This window comes from Fibrisoma limi BUZ 3, assembly GCF_000296815.2.
GTDB lineage: Bacteria > Bacteroidota > Bacteroidia > Cytophagales > Spirosomataceae > Fibrisoma > Fibrisoma limi.
Map to the genome: position 1 here is coordinate 1,933,228 of NZ_CAIT01000006.1, position 15,245 is coordinate 1,948,472.

13 protein-coding genes are annotated in these 15,245 nt (G+C 52.4%); 4 read left to right on the forward strand and 9 right to left on the reverse strand.

What is annotated here, in order from left to right:
• Nucleotides 1-27: 27 nt before the first annotated feature.
• Both BN8_RS15890 and BN8_RS15895 read left to right on the forward strand, forming a co-directional pair.
• Nucleotides 28-1,263 carry a helix-turn-helix domain-containing protein gene (locus BN8_RS15890; RefSeq protein ID WP_009282928.1) on the forward strand — a complete coding sequence of 412 codons (1,236 nt, stop codon included), beginning with the start codon at nucleotides 28-30 and terminating at the stop codon, nucleotides 1,261-1,263.
• Nucleotides 1,264-1,370: 107 nt separating this feature from the next.
• Nucleotides 1,371-1,985, forward strand: coding sequence for a 3'-5' exonuclease (locus tag BN8_RS15895; protein ID WP_009282929.1), 615 nt, complete (start codon nucleotides 1,371-1,373; stop codon nucleotides 1,983-1,985).
• Here BN8_RS15895 and BN8_RS15900 read toward each other — a convergent pair.
• From BN8_RS15900 to BN8_RS15940, 9 genes are all read right to left on the reverse strand, one after another.
• A complete protein-coding gene (locus tag BN8_RS15900; protein ID WP_051041067.1) occupies nucleotides 1,977-4,751 on the reverse strand; it encodes a CHAT domain-containing protein in 2,775 nt (924 codons plus the stop codon). The two genes, BN8_RS15895 and BN8_RS15900, sit on opposite strands and share 9 nt — an antisense overlap.
• A gap of 8 nt (nucleotides 4,752-4,759) precedes the next feature.
• On the reverse strand, nucleotides 4,760-6,244 hold the full coding sequence (locus BN8_RS15905; RefSeq protein ID WP_009282931.1) for a S8 family peptidase: 1,485 nt from the start codon (nucleotides 6,242-6,244) through the stop codon (nucleotides 4,760-4,762).
• Nucleotides 6,245-6,258: 14 nt separating this feature from the next.
• Nucleotides 6,259-7,047 carry a hypothetical protein gene (locus BN8_RS15910; RefSeq protein WP_009282932.1) on the reverse strand — a complete coding sequence of 263 codons (789 nt, stop codon included), beginning with the start codon at nucleotides 7,045-7,047 and terminating at the stop codon, nucleotides 6,259-6,261.
• Between the two features lie 48 nt (nucleotides 7,048-7,095).
• On the reverse strand, nucleotides 7,096-7,689 hold the full coding sequence (locus tag BN8_RS15915) for an RNA polymerase sigma factor (protein WP_009282933.1): 594 nt from the start codon (nucleotides 7,687-7,689) through the stop codon (nucleotides 7,096-7,098).
• A gap of 95 nt (nucleotides 7,690-7,784) precedes the next feature.
• The gene (locus tag BN8_RS31850) at nucleotides 7,785-9,155 is read right to left on the reverse strand and encodes a sensor histidine kinase (RefSeq protein ID WP_009282934.1); all 1,371 of its coding nucleotides are present in this window, start codon (nucleotides 9,153-9,155) and stop codon (nucleotides 7,785-7,787) included.
• Between the two features lie 317 nt (nucleotides 9,156-9,472).
• Nucleotides 9,473-10,054, reverse strand: coding sequence for a pseudouridine synthase (locus BN8_RS15925; RefSeq protein ID WP_040005872.1), 582 nt, complete (start codon nucleotides 10,052-10,054; stop codon nucleotides 9,473-9,475).
• A 122-nt stretch (nucleotides 10,055-10,176) separates the two neighbouring features.
• Nucleotides 10,177-10,953, reverse strand: a complete 777-nt coding sequence (locus tag BN8_RS15930; RefSeq protein ID WP_009282936.1) for an exodeoxyribonuclease III — start codon at nucleotides 10,951-10,953, stop codon at nucleotides 10,177-10,179.
• A gap of 9 nt (nucleotides 10,954-10,962) precedes the next feature.
• Nucleotides 10,963-11,451 (reverse strand): hypothetical protein, encoded by a 489-nt coding sequence (locus BN8_RS15935; protein WP_009282937.1) that lies wholly within the window; start codon nucleotides 11,449-11,451, stop codon nucleotides 10,963-10,965.
• A gap of 270 nt (nucleotides 11,452-11,721) precedes the next feature.
• The gene (locus tag BN8_RS15940; protein WP_009282938.1) at nucleotides 11,722-12,942 is read right to left on the reverse strand and encodes a nucleoside permease; all 1,221 of its coding nucleotides are present in this window, start codon (nucleotides 12,940-12,942) and stop codon (nucleotides 11,722-11,724) included.
• A gap of 155 nt (nucleotides 12,943-13,097) precedes the next feature.
• Here BN8_RS15940 and BN8_RS15945 point away from each other — a divergent pair, with 155 nt between their 5' ends.
• Both BN8_RS15945 and BN8_RS15950 read left to right on the forward strand, forming a co-directional pair.
• The gene (locus BN8_RS15945; protein WP_040006153.1) at nucleotides 13,098-14,249 is read left to right on the forward strand and encodes a hypothetical protein; all 1,152 of its coding nucleotides are present in this window, start codon (nucleotides 13,098-13,100) and stop codon (nucleotides 14,247-14,249) included.
• A 124-nt stretch (nucleotides 14,250-14,373) separates the two neighbouring features.
• Nucleotides 14,374-15,093 carry a DUF4292 domain-containing protein gene (locus tag BN8_RS15950; protein WP_009282940.1) on the forward strand — a complete coding sequence of 240 codons (720 nt, stop codon included), beginning with the start codon at nucleotides 14,374-14,376 and terminating at the stop codon, nucleotides 15,091-15,093.
• The last annotated feature ends 152 nt before the right edge of the window (nucleotides 15,094-15,245 follow it).

Here is a 15,245-nt window from a genome sequence, read left to right on the forward strand (position 1 = left end):
CAGCACTCAACCGGCCCACTTTCTGGCATGAGCTTTTTTTTTAACAGTTACTCCACCCCTCTGCTCTTCGGCTTTTTGCAGGGTTGGGTGTATGCCATCCTCCTTTGGGTACGGGGTCGGCGCGAAGAACGGCTGTCCGACATCCTGCTCGGCTGGGTGCTGGTCGGCATGTGTTTCAACATCTGGGAGTACATGCTGGGCTTCGGCGGCCTGGAGTTCCTCTGGCGCGAACTGGAGTTCTTTCCGCGCACGCTCGGATTTCTGTTTCCTCCGCTGTGTTATTTCTACCTGAAAAGTCAGTTCAACGCCGATTTCCGGTTCAGTCGGCGCGACCTTTGGCATGCCGTCCCGTTTCTGGTCGAAAGTAGCTACCACATCATCGTCTTTTTGCAGGGACCCGCGTTCGTCGAACGCTGGAAAGAAACAGTACACTACCCGTTTCACATTGAAGACATTACGTATGTTCTTTCCACGATTCAGGATATTGTTTACCTGTACCTTTCCTTACGGCTTTATCGGGAGTACCGTGCCTGGATCAAAACGCAGTTCTCTAACACCGAAGCGATCAGTTTCCACTGGTTCCGCAATTTTCTGCTGGCACTCACCATGAGTTCAGTTATCAGTTTTGCGGTTACACTGCTCGACATCTGGCTGGACTTAACGTACTGGCAGGACTGGTGGGATGAACTGTTCGGGGCCGTCCTGATCTATTATGTCAGTATCACCGGCTACAGCCAGCCTCAGCCTGCCCGGCGACTGGTCTTTTCTGAAACGCCAACCAGTGAGTCCGACGATACGTCTGACCGAGTAACTGTAGAAAAGGATTCATTACCTATTCCCGATAACAACGCGGTCGCGGCTGTACAAAATCCCGACATTCTGGAGTGGAAACAGAAATTACTGACATTGATGGCCAACGAAAAACCGTACCTCGAACCCGAACTATCCCTGTCGGATCTGGCCCGACGAATGCATACGAATTCGTCGGTACTATCGCAGGTGATCAATGTGGGAACGAGTCGAAACTTCAATGACTTTGTGAACGAGTACCGGGTTGAGGAGTTTAAACAGCAGGTCAACAACCCGGACAATGCACACCTGAGTTTGCTGGGCATTGCGCTGGAGTGTGGTTTCAATTCAAAGGCGACGTTCAACCGGGCGTTTAAGAAGTTCACGGGTGTATCGCCGAAGGAGTTTTCCGGGCATCAAAAGAATCAGGACAGCCTGGTAATAATTACCCCACAAACCCCACTAAATCAGTAGCTTAATAGGCCTTTCAGAGCAGTTCGTAAAAATTTCAGGACTATTTTTCAGAAAATTTTCAAAAATTGAATCCGTTTACTTTCTGACAAAAACGTAACATTTTTCATATGCCATTTTTAATACTTGATCTCGAAATGACCGGGCCGGAACCGGACTATAACGAGATCATTCAGATTGGTGCTGTTCTGTTCGACGACAACTGGATTGAGAAGGGACAATACCTTACTAACGTGTACCCTGAAAACGAAGAGGCCTTTTCGTCGCACTCCGAAAAGATTCATAACCTGTCGCTGGCCGACCTTCAGGATGCACCCATGATCTACGACGTACTGCCCGAGATGGAGGAATGGGTCATGAAGCAATTAGGCATTCGCAAAACGCAACAGACAACCGACAACGAGTTTTACCTGCGGAACGTAATCATCTGCGGACAGAGCGTCATCAACGACATAAACTTTCTGAGAGAAGCCTACCGCTACGAAAAGCTGAAGTGGCCCTACTCCCGAACGCTGGTCGATCTGCACACATTGAGCTATTTTGTATTTCGGATTCTACGCAGGAACGGCCAGCCGGTACCGCGCGGCCTGAGCCTCCGCGACATTGCCGGGCATTTTGGTCTGGAGCGGGAAGGCGATTTTCACAATGCGCTCGAAGACGCCATTCTGACGGCCAAATGCCTGAAAGAGGTGTTCAAACTGGGCGATGGTATGACACTAAACTAGTTTTTGTCGACGCCTGGCCCACCGGGTAGAAACCCAGCTCCCTCCGGCAACAAGGATCAGACCGGCCGCCCAGCGCCACGGACTGGCCCGTTCGAGGGGGCGGGTATCGCCGATCAGAATCAGACCAGCCCACTGGTTCGGTAGCAGGTCTGCCGACTGCGCCAGGTCCAGCTTGGCTTTCTGGAGAGCGATGTCTTTTTCGTAGCCTTCGTCGAGGTACTGATAAAACAGCTTCGTCAGTTCGTAGGTTACATTATCCTCAACGCTCCACAGCGTACTGACCACGCTGGTAACGCCCAGAGCCGCAAACCCCCGGGCCAGACTGAACACACCCTCACCCCGCTGGTCAACACCAACGCCGGTTTTACAGGCCGTCAGTACCGCCAGTTGCGTGGCTGGTAGCCGGCCATCGCCTAGTTCGGACAGTTTCAGGGTTGAGTCGGCAAAATAAAGCGTAGGCTCCTGATCGGCATCATTGGCCACGGCGTGCGTAAATAGCTGTATAATGCGGTAATGGGGTGCCTCGCGTTGAAATGCCCCGCGTGTCGCTCCCTCGTGCGTCAGCAAGGTGTGCACCCCAAACCGCCCGGCAATGGCCTCCAGGGCCCCATCCGACCCATTTAGGGTATTTTGCTTCAGACTGGCAGCGAACCGCACGGGCGCGATGCCCAGGAAATCTCCGCCCTGCATTCCGGCCATGAGCGACGAACGAGACGGGCTTTCCCTGAGCAGCAGCCGGGCCGAATACGCATAGCTGAACGCATAGCGATTAATGGCAAACGCTGGATGATCAGCCGATTCGCTAAGCACCTCGAACGGCAAAAAGCCACCGTCCGGCGATACGATAACCGAGCCGCCCGGCAACTGTAGCGGAGCGAGTAATCGCCGGTAAAGCCCATTCCCCAACGCTAAGAAACGCGCGAACAGTGGCCGCTGGTTGATCGTACCCGACGCTGACAGCAGCGCCATGAATGCTTTGACATCGGATGTGTAACCATTTGCTTTCTGGCAGATCAGTTGGGCGTTGTCTTTGCTGACCCGCAACACGTAGAAGGCACTGTCGCCCGCGAAGTAGCTGACAAACGAAGCATTCCTGCCCTTCAGGTACGTTTGCAACCGAGCAAGCGAAACGGTAGTGCTGTCGTACCGGTAACGGTAGTAGGACGGGTTGGTAACTTCCAGTCGTTTCAGAAAACTGTCCAGCTTATCCTGTTCGTCGAGCAGGCTGGTTTGTGCCTTGCTGTAAGCAACCCTATCGCCGGGTGGTATGGCAGCGAGTTCCTCCTGCCGCTGGGCTACGTTCCGGCGAAGCAGTTGTTCCTCTTCAATCTGCCCCTCGGTTAGTTGTTGCCTGGCTCCTAGTTCATTCAACTTATCGGCCAGCATGACGGCCCGGCTCTTTTCCAGAAAATAGAACGCCTGGGCCGGGCCCTTCAGCCGGTAAGCGGTCTCAATAGCCCGTTCGTACATACTGCGAGTTTTCTCCCGCCAGAACAGCTTCGATCCTTCGCCGGTATGATCCCAGCGCATAAAATCAATTATCTTATCGGCCAGTTTGTACGTATCGGAAGCCAGTCGAAAACATGGTTGACTGCCCGTAGCTTTTGCCGAATCGAGCCAGGTATCCGCTTTATCCTGAATGATAGAAAGCAGAAAATCCTTGTGCGGGCAGAAGCGAACGGCATCCAGGGAAGGCAACACCCGTACGTTCGTTTTTCCGGCAAAGCCGGGTATCAATGTTTCGATTCCCTGTTGGTAGGCAACCAGCCCTCTTTTGAATTGCCCCTGCTTCCAGTATACCCCCCCGAGGTTGTTCAACGCCCGCGCCCGATTAATCAAGGCTGGGTGTATACGGGCCGCTTCAGTCAATACCCGTTCGGCCTGGCTGTATTGTCTGGTTTCAAAATAGTAGTTACCCAGATCGACGTAACAGTTGGCAATACCCGTGGTATCTTTCAACGAGATATTAATGGCCAACGCTTTATCAAAGTACTCCTTTACCCGGTCGAATTTTCGTTCGCGCCGATATAGCGTCGCCTTCAAGTCGTAATACAACGCAAGCGATGCATCATCCCGGTCTTTCACCCCCGACGTCTTCATGATCTGGATGGCCTGATCAATCGTCTGGTGGGCCCTGGCTACTCGGTTTAAAGAGCGATAAGCTTTGGCGGCCTCAAATAAACAGTTGACTCGACTTTCCCTGTCACCAGCCAATTGCCCAATCTGAGCACCTTGCTCGCCGATCTGAGCCGCTTTCTCAAAATCACCTTCTACATTATAGATGTAGGCCAGCGTGCTGTACAAAGAGGCTACCCACTCGCTTTTGGGATATTTTTGACCAAAACGCAGGCCACTTAACACGGTCTCGCGCGCGGCCTTTAATTGTCCGACCTCATTTTGAAAATAGCACAAGCGATAGTAAGCCGCCAGGCAATCCTCCGGATCGAGGAAAGCGGTCGATTCTGACGCGTAAAAACGAATAACCTGCTTGCAATAGGCAATAGCTTTGTCTATGTTGTTTGTCAGGTAAAACGCTTTGGCTACATTCAGATGCATCCGCACATATGAGGTATCGATGCCATAGCCCTGCCGTTGCCAAGTTGCGATGAAGACAGGAAGTTTTCGGGTCTGTTCGGAAGGTGATGACTTCTTGGCAACATCAGTCGCAGCTTTTTGCAGCTCAGTCCTTGACGTCTGCGCCCTTAGCTGCCCTCCGGCCATCAGGAGCAACCCAGTGAACACAACCTGTTTGACCAGCCGTATCATACGTGCGTTTACCTACGAACATACCCTACCCGAATGCCCCGATCTACATCAACATCGCCGGTTTCGGGCGGTACTTGCCCAAATAATACATCTTTGGAACGAATTGGACCGTTGTTGTTTATTGCTTCAGCAAGAATCCCGGAGAAATAGGCAGTGGCATAAGAAGAACCCGGAGCCGGCGTGAAACCGGGAGCCACAAAACTGGTATCTCTCAGCACGAATTGCCCCCCCGAGTTAGCCACTACACCCACGTCAACAAAGCGCTTGGAAAAGTTTTCGGCCAGGAACAGGTCCTCTACTGGTTGCACGGCCCCCCGGCTTCGTGTTTCTCTGGCATTCAAAAAGCTCGTCCGCCCGACGGTCGTGACAGTAATCACCTTTTCGCTGAAGTGGGGGCTGGTCGTATTGCCGGCTACACGTCTCTGGCTGTAACAAGCCGGGAAAAGCCAGGGCGTATGTTTCCCCCCCAGGGGCAACGTCTTTCCATTCTGGTCCTGCACGTACTGGATAGCATTTCCCGCTGCGCAGACAACGAATATTCCTTTCTGGGTTAACCGTTCAATGAAATACTCCAGCAAACGAATTCGATTACCCGGATTAGCACTGAACGACCAGCTTGCGTTAACGATGTTGACGCCAATGTTGCGAGCATATTCCAGGGCGCACAACACATCGAAGAATTCGCAGGTCCCAGCATCATTGAATACCTTAATAGGTACCAAGGTGGCTTCGTCAAAAACAGAACGGATGATGGAGGCAATACGCGTACCGTGCCACTGTGGGTGCGTGTCGTCCGTATCACTCGTGTTATTAATGAAATTCCAGCCGGTATCCGTATTCTGACACGTTTGCCCCTTAATTACGCTGCGCTTTGACGCCTTTAATCCAGAATCGATTATGGCTATTTTAATCGGTAGCTTCTTTTGACTTGTCAGTTTTTCGGGCTTGGCCGAAATAGTAATTTCCGGAATTGTCTGCTCGGTTGAAACAGCGGGTCCAATACCGTAGGCATTCGGGTAGCCTTTTAATTTTCCCTGCGGATTACCGTCACCGGTGTGTAAATCACCGATCAGTTGTTGATTGGCATCAAAGATCTCCCACTTACCTACAGTATCAATCTCAACCAGTGGCGTATTCGCTTTTTCCTCCTGCAGCAAAGCTAATCCTACCGCATCCTGGCCTCCGCAGTAGCAGCGTTTAATGACGCGAACGTTAATGCTACCCCGTTGAGCCGCCCTAATCTGATACGTCTCGCCCACTTTTAGGTAGTTCGGATCTTCAAACCGGCTCAGCCTTTGCCCCTTCTTCATCACAAAACCTTCGCCTACTACTATGTACTCGTTCGGTACAAGCAGCCGTTGTTTGTCAATCGTGAAGCCTTTTGGGAATACCTGACTCTGCTGCTGTGGACTCAACACGTAAGGGATCAAGTCAGGAACGAGCAGATTGGACAACGGGTAGACTGTTTCCAGATCAGAAGGTGAGCGTTTCATGGTGTATACACGTGTTAGTGGATTGCTTTTGTCAACTCCTCAGCCTCCTGCTTACCGTCCAAGTTCTTATTAATCACCTCGTCAAGCAATTTTTCAGCCTGGCTTTTATCCATCGGTTGTCCGCGCTTCAGGTAAGCGAGGGCTTCGTAGAATAATCCGGGGTTTTTAATCAGATCCAGTTGGCTTAACCGGCGAAACTGAGTAATCGCTTGGTCGTAGTTGCCCAGCCGGAGGGAAACAATGCCCGCGTATTTTAATGCCGTGTCGTTGTCAGGCTGTCGTTGGAGGATACCGTCGAATACCCTGCCGGCGTCGGCAAGTCGACCCGTATTGAAATACTCTACCCCGGTCTGCAGGCTATCGGCTTCGCCACTCATCGACGGCGACAGCGTTGTGAAGTTTGCCTCAATGTACTGATCGATCTGGGCGTTCAGCGCCGTATTTTCCGCTACCTCGGTTTGATCGCCCAGCCCCGTTGAGGAACGCACAAAGTACCAGCCCAGCCCCAACAACAAGACGATGCTGGCGGCTGCGGCAATCCAGCGGCCGGACGTACTGCCCCACAATGGTCGCACGGGGGTTTCTTCCACAAACGCGGTGTCGGGCAGTTGGTGCCGTAGCGCTTCAAATTCGGCCCGGCGCTGCTCACGGGCTTCCTGTTGCGCTACCTGCTTCGTCAGCAGGTAAAACGCCAGGGCGTCGGCCAGGGCCTGATCGCTCCGGAGCGCATCGTCAAACGCGGCTTTCTCCGTCGGCGACAGTTGGCCGTTTACGTAACTTTCAATTATTGCAAAATCATCCATACTCTTATCAATTAAACCGGTGGTCGATCACAAGCCAGGTTCTGACCGCTATTCAACTCCCTGGGTCCAGACCGCCCGCAGGCGCTCAAGGCATCTGAGCCGGCTGGTCTTTGCCACGGCTGCCGTGTTGTAGCCTATTTGCTGAGCAATCTCCTCGTCGGAGTACCCTTCGCCCCAGGCCATCAGCATGGTGTAGCACTTGTCGCCTAAGTCTTTCAGATGTCGCTGCAGGCGCTCCACACTCCCCTGTGCGATAAGTCTTTGCAGCGCCGACCGCGCTTCGTCGGGCAACTGGGTGAACGAATCGTCGAGCGACAGGGCATCATGAACACTACTCCGGTTAGTCGTCTTTTTACGAATTAAGTCAACACATTTATTCGTAAATATTTGATAGATATACGTTTTGAGTTCAGAACGACCTTCAAAGCGCCCAATGGTGACGTGTTCAATTACGGAAAGGACTGTATCGGAGTAGGCGCTGGCGGTGTCATCTTCGCTCAGCCGATGTTTGTGGGTGCCGGATCGAATCAGGTAGGCATACTTCTCGTAGAGCTTATTCTCAAAATGCCGTCGCTGCGAGCCTCCCGTCCGGATACCTGCAATCAGGTCTCCATCGGAAGGATGTTTCGGAAATTTCCGCATAGAGGAAGGGGTTGGACATCGGTAAGGTACTGAAATTTAGCCAATAGTCGAGTATGAACAGTTTCCGGCCTGGCCATAAGCCAAAACACCGGCAACTACCAGACCTCCAGTTCTTCGACCGACAGCGGGCAGCGAAACGACACGATAGTACCGGCGCCCGGCGCTGACTCCACCGTAAGTTGTCCGTTCAGGTCAGCGGCACGTTGCTGCAGGCTCCGGAGACCATTACCATAGCGGGGCGCATCCGGGCCGGGCGTAAACCCGTCGCCATCGTCGCGAACGGTTAGCCACAGTACACGGTCTTCAACGCCAACCGTTACGTATACGTTAGGAGCGTGTGCGTGGCGAATGACATTGTGCAGCATTTCTTTTACCATCAGGAACAGGTCGCGCCGACCATCCGGTGGCAGTACCCACGCCGGATCGTTGGCAGGGAGGGTCAGGTGGAGTTGCGTGGGCTGGTGTTCAAACAGGCCAAGTGCCGTTTCGCGCAGCCGGAACGTAAAACTTTCCAGCGACGTCTGGGTCGAATTCAGGCTCCAGACAATCTCCCGCATAGACGCCACCACCCGTTTGGCCGTTTGCCCGATCTGTTTCAGGGTGGCCTTCGCCTGGTCGGGCTGCTGGTCTACCTGACGAGCCGCAACCTGGCTGAGCAGGTTGATACTGCTCAGGTCGGACCCGACATCGTCGTGAATATCGCGGGCAATATCGTCGCGAATCCGTTGCAGTTTCTCCTGCTTGCGTTCATTCTCGCGGAGCTGTTCGATAAGCTCTTCCTGATAGCGGATTTTTTCAAGTTCATTCTCCCGATTCCGCAGCGACATCCCGAGCGTAAAGCACAACACTTCGCCCACCACGCCCAGTTGCAGGGGAGTGACAGGGAACGTAAGGGCGTTATTGCCCTGCAACAGCCACGACTCGGGCAGGTAATTCATGAACAGTGCAATGATGGAGCCGATCAGCAGCCACAGGGTACCGGCAATGAAATACGATACGACGGGCTTACGCAGCCGGAAGATCTGCGGGACAATGTATAAGGCGATGGCGCAAATAAGCAGTCGGTTTGCCATGTACACTGTACTGCGAACATTGGCCGATACATCGACCAGCCAGAGCAGTGTATCGAGAAGTAATGCCCCGGCAAACACACCGATCAGGCTGCGCATGAGCCAATACGTCCGGGGGGCCTGTTCGCTCAAGTCAATGAGCAGAATGGCAAAGCGAATGTACAGAATATAGGCAATTGATTCGGCCAGGGTCTCGGGGTAATAGGCCCCGGGCTGATAATCGGGCAGCGCATAACCAATATCGCTCAGCCGAAAGTCGAGGACCATGCAGGCAATATACAGGGCATACTGCCAATAAATGGGTTTCTGCTGCTGAAAATAACTCAGCAGCGAATAAAGCGCCATCATGATGAGCATACCATCAATCATCAGGCGCGTATCAGCGGATGTGGGCATACGGATAAAGCATCAGCTCAGTTGACTATCGGCTTTTCAGGATCAAAAACCGGCTACAACTGCATTTTCCTACGTACTATTCCGGTTTGCTATAAGTAAAAATACGCATTTCACTTACCGTTGCATCGGCTACCCCCTATTTTTTTGCAGATTTGTCAGTGCCAACTGGATTAAATCGCTTCTGATGTATTCTGGTTATCAGTGTGTACACAAACAACAGCGCTTTTCGATTCTATTTACGCCATATTCCAACTTAATTACGCCTTCCCTTTTTAACCTCATCTGTCACGCACCGACTGGTCGGTGCGTGACCTTTTTTACCTGAGTCGCAATCCAGCCATCACCTGCGATTTGGTCAGCGGGCGTACATCCCCCGGCTGCATACCTTCGGCAGTTAACCCTTCAATTGCCCAGCGGACCAGCCGGAGGGTGGGAAAGCCAACGGCCGCTGTCATTTTACGTACCTGCCGATTTTTCCCTTCATGCAGGGTAATAGCCACCCAGGACGTTGGAATAGTAGCCCGGTACCGGATTGGTGGGTTCCGGTCCGGTAATGTCGGCTCGGGAATCAAACGAGCGTCGGCCGGGAGCGTAGGATACGGTCTGCCATCTACCGAGATCGTCACCCCGTCCGAGAGTTGCTGCAACGCTTCGTCCGTAATCTGGCCGTCCACCTGAACGTAGTACGTCCGGTTATGCCGAAACTTTGGGTTAAGGAGCCGGTGGTTGAGCGCCTTGTCGCTCGTGAGCAGCAATAATCCCTCACTGTCGGCATCGAGCCGCCCTACGGGATACACATCCCGGGCAAAGTCAAACGCCAGATCAGCCAGAGTCGGCTTGTCGCCCTCCCGGCTGAACTGCGACAGCATCAGGTATGGTTTGTAAATGAGATAATACACGGTGTCAACAAGGGAAAGAGCGAAAGAGTGAAAGAGCGAAATCGGACCGCAGCCGCGGAGGGTAGCCGTAGCGTGGTGAAAGAGTGAAAGGAGGCTCGCTGTTCACGCGCTCATTCGCTCTTTCACTCTTTCACTCTTTCGCTCATTGACAAATACACCGGACAATGATCGGCGTGCACGGCATCAGGTAATTGCCGACAGTCTTCCACTTGGTCGCGGAGATTATCGGTAACGGAAACATAATCGATGCGCCAGCCTTTGTTATTCGTCCGGGCACCGGCTCGGTAGCTCCACCAACTGTACGCAACCTCGTCGGGGTGTTTGTAGCGGAACGCATCAGTCATGCCGCTGCCGAACCACTTATTCATCCAGGCCCGTTCTTCGGGCAGAAAGCCGGTCGTATTCTTGTTGCGGATAGGGTCGTGGATGTCGATGGCGTTGTGCGCGATGTTATAATCACCGACCACAATGAGTTTCGGCCGCTCCTGCCGCAGTCGTTGTACGTAGTTGTAGAAATCATCCAGAAACTCCATTTTAACGCCCTGCCGGACCTCGCCGGTTGTGCCAGAGGGAAAGTAGCAGTTCAGCAGCGTCAGGTCGCCGAAATCAGTACGTAGGATTCGCCCTTCGCAGTCGTAGGCCGGTATGCCGCAGCCAAGGATTACGTTATCAGGGGCAATACGGGAGAACGTAGCAACGCCGGAGTAGCCTTTTTTCTCGGCCGCATGCCAGTGGTAACGATACCCCAGGGATTCGAATATGGAGAGGTCGACCACATCGGCCGTGGCTTTTACTTCCTGAAAGCACAGGATGTCAAAATTATGTTGCGTCAGCCAGTCGGCAAGGCCGTTGCGCAGAGCCGCCCGGATGCCGTTGATGTTGTAGGAAATGAGTTGCATTATAGGTTTTTACTGCTCAGATTCGCCGAACTGTTTTTGCTGAGCGATGAATTCGTCAATCATTATAATATCCCGTAAGTCCTGCATTCGATGAGCCACTACCTTCTGCTCACGTAAGTCATTAAGATGCAGAAAATAAATCGTGTGACCATGATCGTTTTGAAATGATCGCGAACGGGCATACGATTCATTAAAATCGAACTTACGATGGACATAGGTCAGGATATCGATATAATTATTCAATCCAAACACTTGGGGTTCCGTAAAATCAAGCTGTCTTACTACCTCAATTTCTGATTCATCGTAACCCATACCGATGAGTGTTTCAATGAATCGCCCGCCGTTCTCCTGGGTTGGCTCTAACCAGATATCGACATCCTCCGTGTTTCGCGACAACCCATTCAGATACATAGCAAAGCCGCCAATCACAAGATATTTAAGCTGAGTCCTTTGAGCGTTTTCGGCAAACAATCTAAACTCTTCGTTCTCTAAATCCATGAAGGCTTACTAATAGTTATGCGCTTGACAATACTAGGTCGGCCTTTTAATGCCCATAGGCGTGCTTGCATTCTAAAGAAACCTGCATATCGTTCCTTGGGCGTTTCAGCAGCGCCTTTCTCTACCTGCCGCTTATGCGGTTCGTTGAGGTCATTGTACAATGTAATGCGCTTTCTTTCCATACCTATTGTCAAATAATGCAAATTTCTCAAGAATGCAAAAGGTCACAGATTGCTCTATGACCTTTTTAGGCAATTAAAACAGCGCTTTTTACAGCGGCCCCGTGGCCAGTTCTTCCTGCGCCGGAACGGCCTTCTGCCTATCCGTAAACATCAGGGCAAACACCACGAGTACTACGGCCGCAATACCCGCCGGAACGAGCCAGACCGACGTCCAGTCTTTTGTACCATCGGGGCGGGTGTACATATCCAGCACAATTCCCGACAGCTTCGAGCCGATACCCATGCCGATACCGTAGGTCGCCAGCGTAATGAGTCCCTGCGCCGACGATTTGATTTTGGCCCCGGCTTTGTTGTCGGTATAGATCTGGCCCGTTACGAAGAAGAAGTCGTAGCAGACGCCGTGCAACACAATAGCGATGTACAGCATCCACTCCGTCGAGACAGTGCCATAACCGAAGCAGATAAACCGCACAATCCAGGCAACCAGACCGACAATCAGCATTTTCTTGACGCCCAGCCGGGTGTAGGCCAGCGGAATCAGCAGCATGAAAATCACCTCCGAAGCCTGCCCCAGCGACATTTTATTCTCTACGTTCTGCATACCGCCGTCCGTCAGCGAAGGGTTTGCCATGGCGTAGTAGAATGACAGGGGAATACAGATCAACACCGACGACAGGAAGAAAATAGCGAACGAGCGGTCTTTGAACAGCTTGAACGCATCCAGCCCGATAATCTGCGCAAACGACGCATTGCCAGTCTGCTTTGGTGGGGTGTTGGGCAGGAAAAACGAGAAAACACCAAATACAACCGCCGTATACATCGACAGTTGGAAGATTGTCACCTTATCGCCAAAGCCATAGAAACCCACGATGTTTGTCACGATGATCCAGGCGATGGTACCCAGCACCCGAATACCCGGAAACTCCTTTTCCGGAGTGGTCATCTGCTGCATGGCAATGGACGTTGTCAGGGCCAGCGTCGGGGCGAAGGTCAGGCAGTACGTCAGAATCAGCCAGAAGAACGTATCCGGATTCTGCTCCTGGATCAGGAAGTACAGCACGGCAGCCCCGGCTAAATTCAGGACACCCAGCACTTTCTGGGCGGCAAAATAGCGGTCAGCAATCATCCCGACGAAGAACGGCGCGACAATCATGGCGAGCGAAAACGCCGTGTATGCATTCCCAACCTGATCGCCGGTTGCGTTGAGTTGTGTCAGCAGGTATTTACTCATCTGGCCGTACCAGGCTCCCCACATGAAGAATTGCAAGAACATCATGGCGGAGAGTTGAAAACGGGACGTAACGGACATTGTGGGTTCTGTTAATTGTTTTGAATGGATGAATATAGATAACCGGCATTGAAGTGACAAGTGGCCACCCGCAAAGTTGCCGATTACGAACTTACGGGCGGCAAACTCAACGAATGTCCCTACGTTTGTTCTTTCGCTATTACTCCATCGTATCTATGCTTCTTTTTACCTGTACTCGCAAAGCCCTGCTCTTGCTGGCTGCGCTCTGTCTGATCACTACGCTCGGTCTCGGTCAGAAAGTGGACCTCGACCGCTTTTATTTTGAGGTCAGCTACCTGAGTCTGCCGCGGGAGTTTGTCGAACCGGATCAGCGTTCCTACGGCGTTCGCGTCGAAACAGCCGCCACCGTTGCGTCGGCCTATCCCGAAGCCGAGATCTACGAAAAGATCAGGCTGTTTGGCTATCAGAAAACCGAATCGAACCCTACCGTGGGCGTTCAGGTACGGTTCGAGAACGTCCGGTTCGAGAAGACCGATATGCGCACGCGAACGGTCGAGAATAAAGACAAAGAAGGCAAGGTAACCAGCCGGACGACGTATTACACCCTGACGGCGACGTACAGCGCCGGCGGTGTGTATCGGATCTACGGCCCCCGCACCGATGCTCCCGCCAAAAAACGTACCGAAGAACCTGACAAAGATGCTAAACCCAACCGGTTTTTGCAGGCCGTAACGGTTTCTGCCCAGCAGGCCCCCGCCAACCAGTCGCTCACATCAAGTGGCTTGTTTCCCAGCCAGATAACGTACACTACCAAAGAGTTTACTTCGGGCATTGATGCGTCCCGCTACTTTGAACAGAATCAGGCTTCTATCAAAACGGAGTTGATCAACAAGTACGTGAACGATGCCATTCAGGCAGTGAACGGCAGCCTGAACGGCTGGTATGGCTACGTACCGGTGCAGAACCGGGAACACCTATGGATTCTGGATTCGAAGAAACACCCCGAATTCGACGTGCAGCAGGAAGCCATCAAAGCCGTCAAAGACCTGATGAAGACGATGTCGGCCACGCAGTCGGTGGCCACGCTGACGCAGAACCTACAGCCGGTGATAGAATACTTCCAGACGCTCAAAACCAAATACGCCGGGGATGATAAACAGGAGCGGAAAATGCGGTACTCAGCTTACTACAACCTGGCCAAGCTGTATTACTTCCTCGACCAGCCCGACAAAGCCATCGAAGAAGCCAATGGTCTCGTTAAAAACGACTACGACACCTCCGACGGTAAGAAGTACGCCGAACTGGCGGAGGACCTGAAAAAAGAGCTGGCTAAGCACCGGCTGGAGTCCCGCCACATGGACTTGTAACGTACGGGCCAGACGGAGCCACTACCAACTCCGTTTTTCGCTCGCTGCCCAAGAATCTGAGTATCGAACGAATGCCTTTTTTCGTTAAATAGGTATCTTTGATTCTGCTTACAATCAACTATTCATGAAAAAACAACTGATTGCTTTGTTTGCCTTTGTGGCGATTCCAGCGGCTGCGTTTGCACAAACGGCCGATGACGTGCTTACCAAGCACATTGCCGCACTGGGCGGACAGGACAAAATCAACGCGGTGAAAACGGCTCAGTACGAGCAGACCATGTCGGTGATGGGTCAGGAGCTGACCGCTAAAACTGCCGTTGTGGTCGGCAAATCGTCGCGGAGCGATCTCTCGATCATGGGGCAGCAAATCACCAACGTCGTTGATGGCGACAAAGGCTGGGCCGTGAACCCGATGATGGGCGGCACCACCCCGAAGGAGATGACACCTGAGGAAGTGAAACTGTCGAAAGCCAACAGCCAGATTCTCGGCACGCAACTGGCTTACCTCAAACAAAATAAATACCCGTACGAACTGGTCGGCAAGGAAAAGCGGAACGAAAAGGATGTATTTAACATCAAGGTATCCCAACCCGAAGGCACCTATAATTATTACATCGACGCTAATACGTACCAGTTGCTCGGCTCAAAAGCCCTGATCAATGCGCAGGGGCAGCAGGCCGAAGCCGTCGCTACGTATTCAGACTTCAAGCAGGTCGACGGCCTGACGGTGCCGTTTACGGCTGAAATCTCGAGCGCTAATCTACCGGCTCCCGTCGTTGCCAAAATGACGAAGCTGACGCTCAATGCACCCATCGATCCGGCTATTTTCGCGATGCCGAAGTAAGCCGCTGTTTTACTCAGTGGTGTGGGGTTCATAATCTGACACCATGCAAAAAGGCCGGTTCCTACGTAGGAACCGGCCTTTTTGCGTATCCGGCTAAATCTACTCGCTTATTTTCAGTATCTTCCTACCCACGTTAACCTGAACAACCTGTA

Coding starts and splice junctions, on each gene's coding strand:
- BN8_RS15900 (WP_051041067.1), bottom strand. CDS start 4,751: ATGATACGGCTGGTCAAACAGGTTGTGTTCACTGGGTTGCTCCTGATG.
- BN8_RS15930 (WP_009282936.1), bottom strand. CDS start 10,953: ATGCAACTCATTTCCTACAACATCAACGGCATCCGGGCGGCTCTGCGC.
- BN8_RS15935 (WP_009282937.1), bottom strand. CDS start 11,451: ATGGATTTAGAGAACGAAGAGTTTAGATTGTTTGCCGAAAACGCTCAA.
- BN8_RS15945 (WP_040006153.1), top strand. CDS start 13,098: ATGCTTCTTTTTACCTGTACTCGCAAAGCCCTGCTCTTGCTGGCTGCG.
- BN8_RS15940 (WP_009282938.1), bottom strand. CDS start 12,942: ATGTCCGTTACGTCCCGTTTTCAACTCTCCGCCATGATGTTCTTGCAA.
- BN8_RS31850 (WP_009282934.1), bottom strand. CDS start 9,155: ATGCCCACATCCGCTGATACGCGCCTGATGATTGATGGTATGCTCATC.
- BN8_RS15895 (WP_009282929.1), top strand. CDS start 1,371: ATGCCATTTTTAATACTTGATCTCGAAATGACCGGGCCGGAACCGGAC.
- BN8_RS15950 (WP_009282940.1), top strand. CDS start 14,374: ATGAAAAAACAACTGATTGCTTTGTTTGCCTTTGTGGCGATTCCAGCG.
- BN8_RS15910 (WP_009282932.1), bottom strand. CDS start 7,047: ATGGATGATTTTGCAATAATTGAAAGTTACGTAAACGGCCAACTGTCG.
- BN8_RS15915 (WP_009282933.1), bottom strand. CDS start 7,689: ATGCGGAAATTTCCGAAACATCCTTCCGATGGAGACCTGATTGCAGGT.
- BN8_RS15905 (WP_009282931.1), bottom strand. CDS start 6,244: ATGAAACGCTCACCTTCTGATCTGGAAACAGTCTACCCGTTGTCCAAT.
- BN8_RS15890 (WP_009282928.1), top strand. CDS start 28: ATGAGCTTTTTTTTTAACAGTTACTCCACCCCTCTGCTCTTCGGCTTT.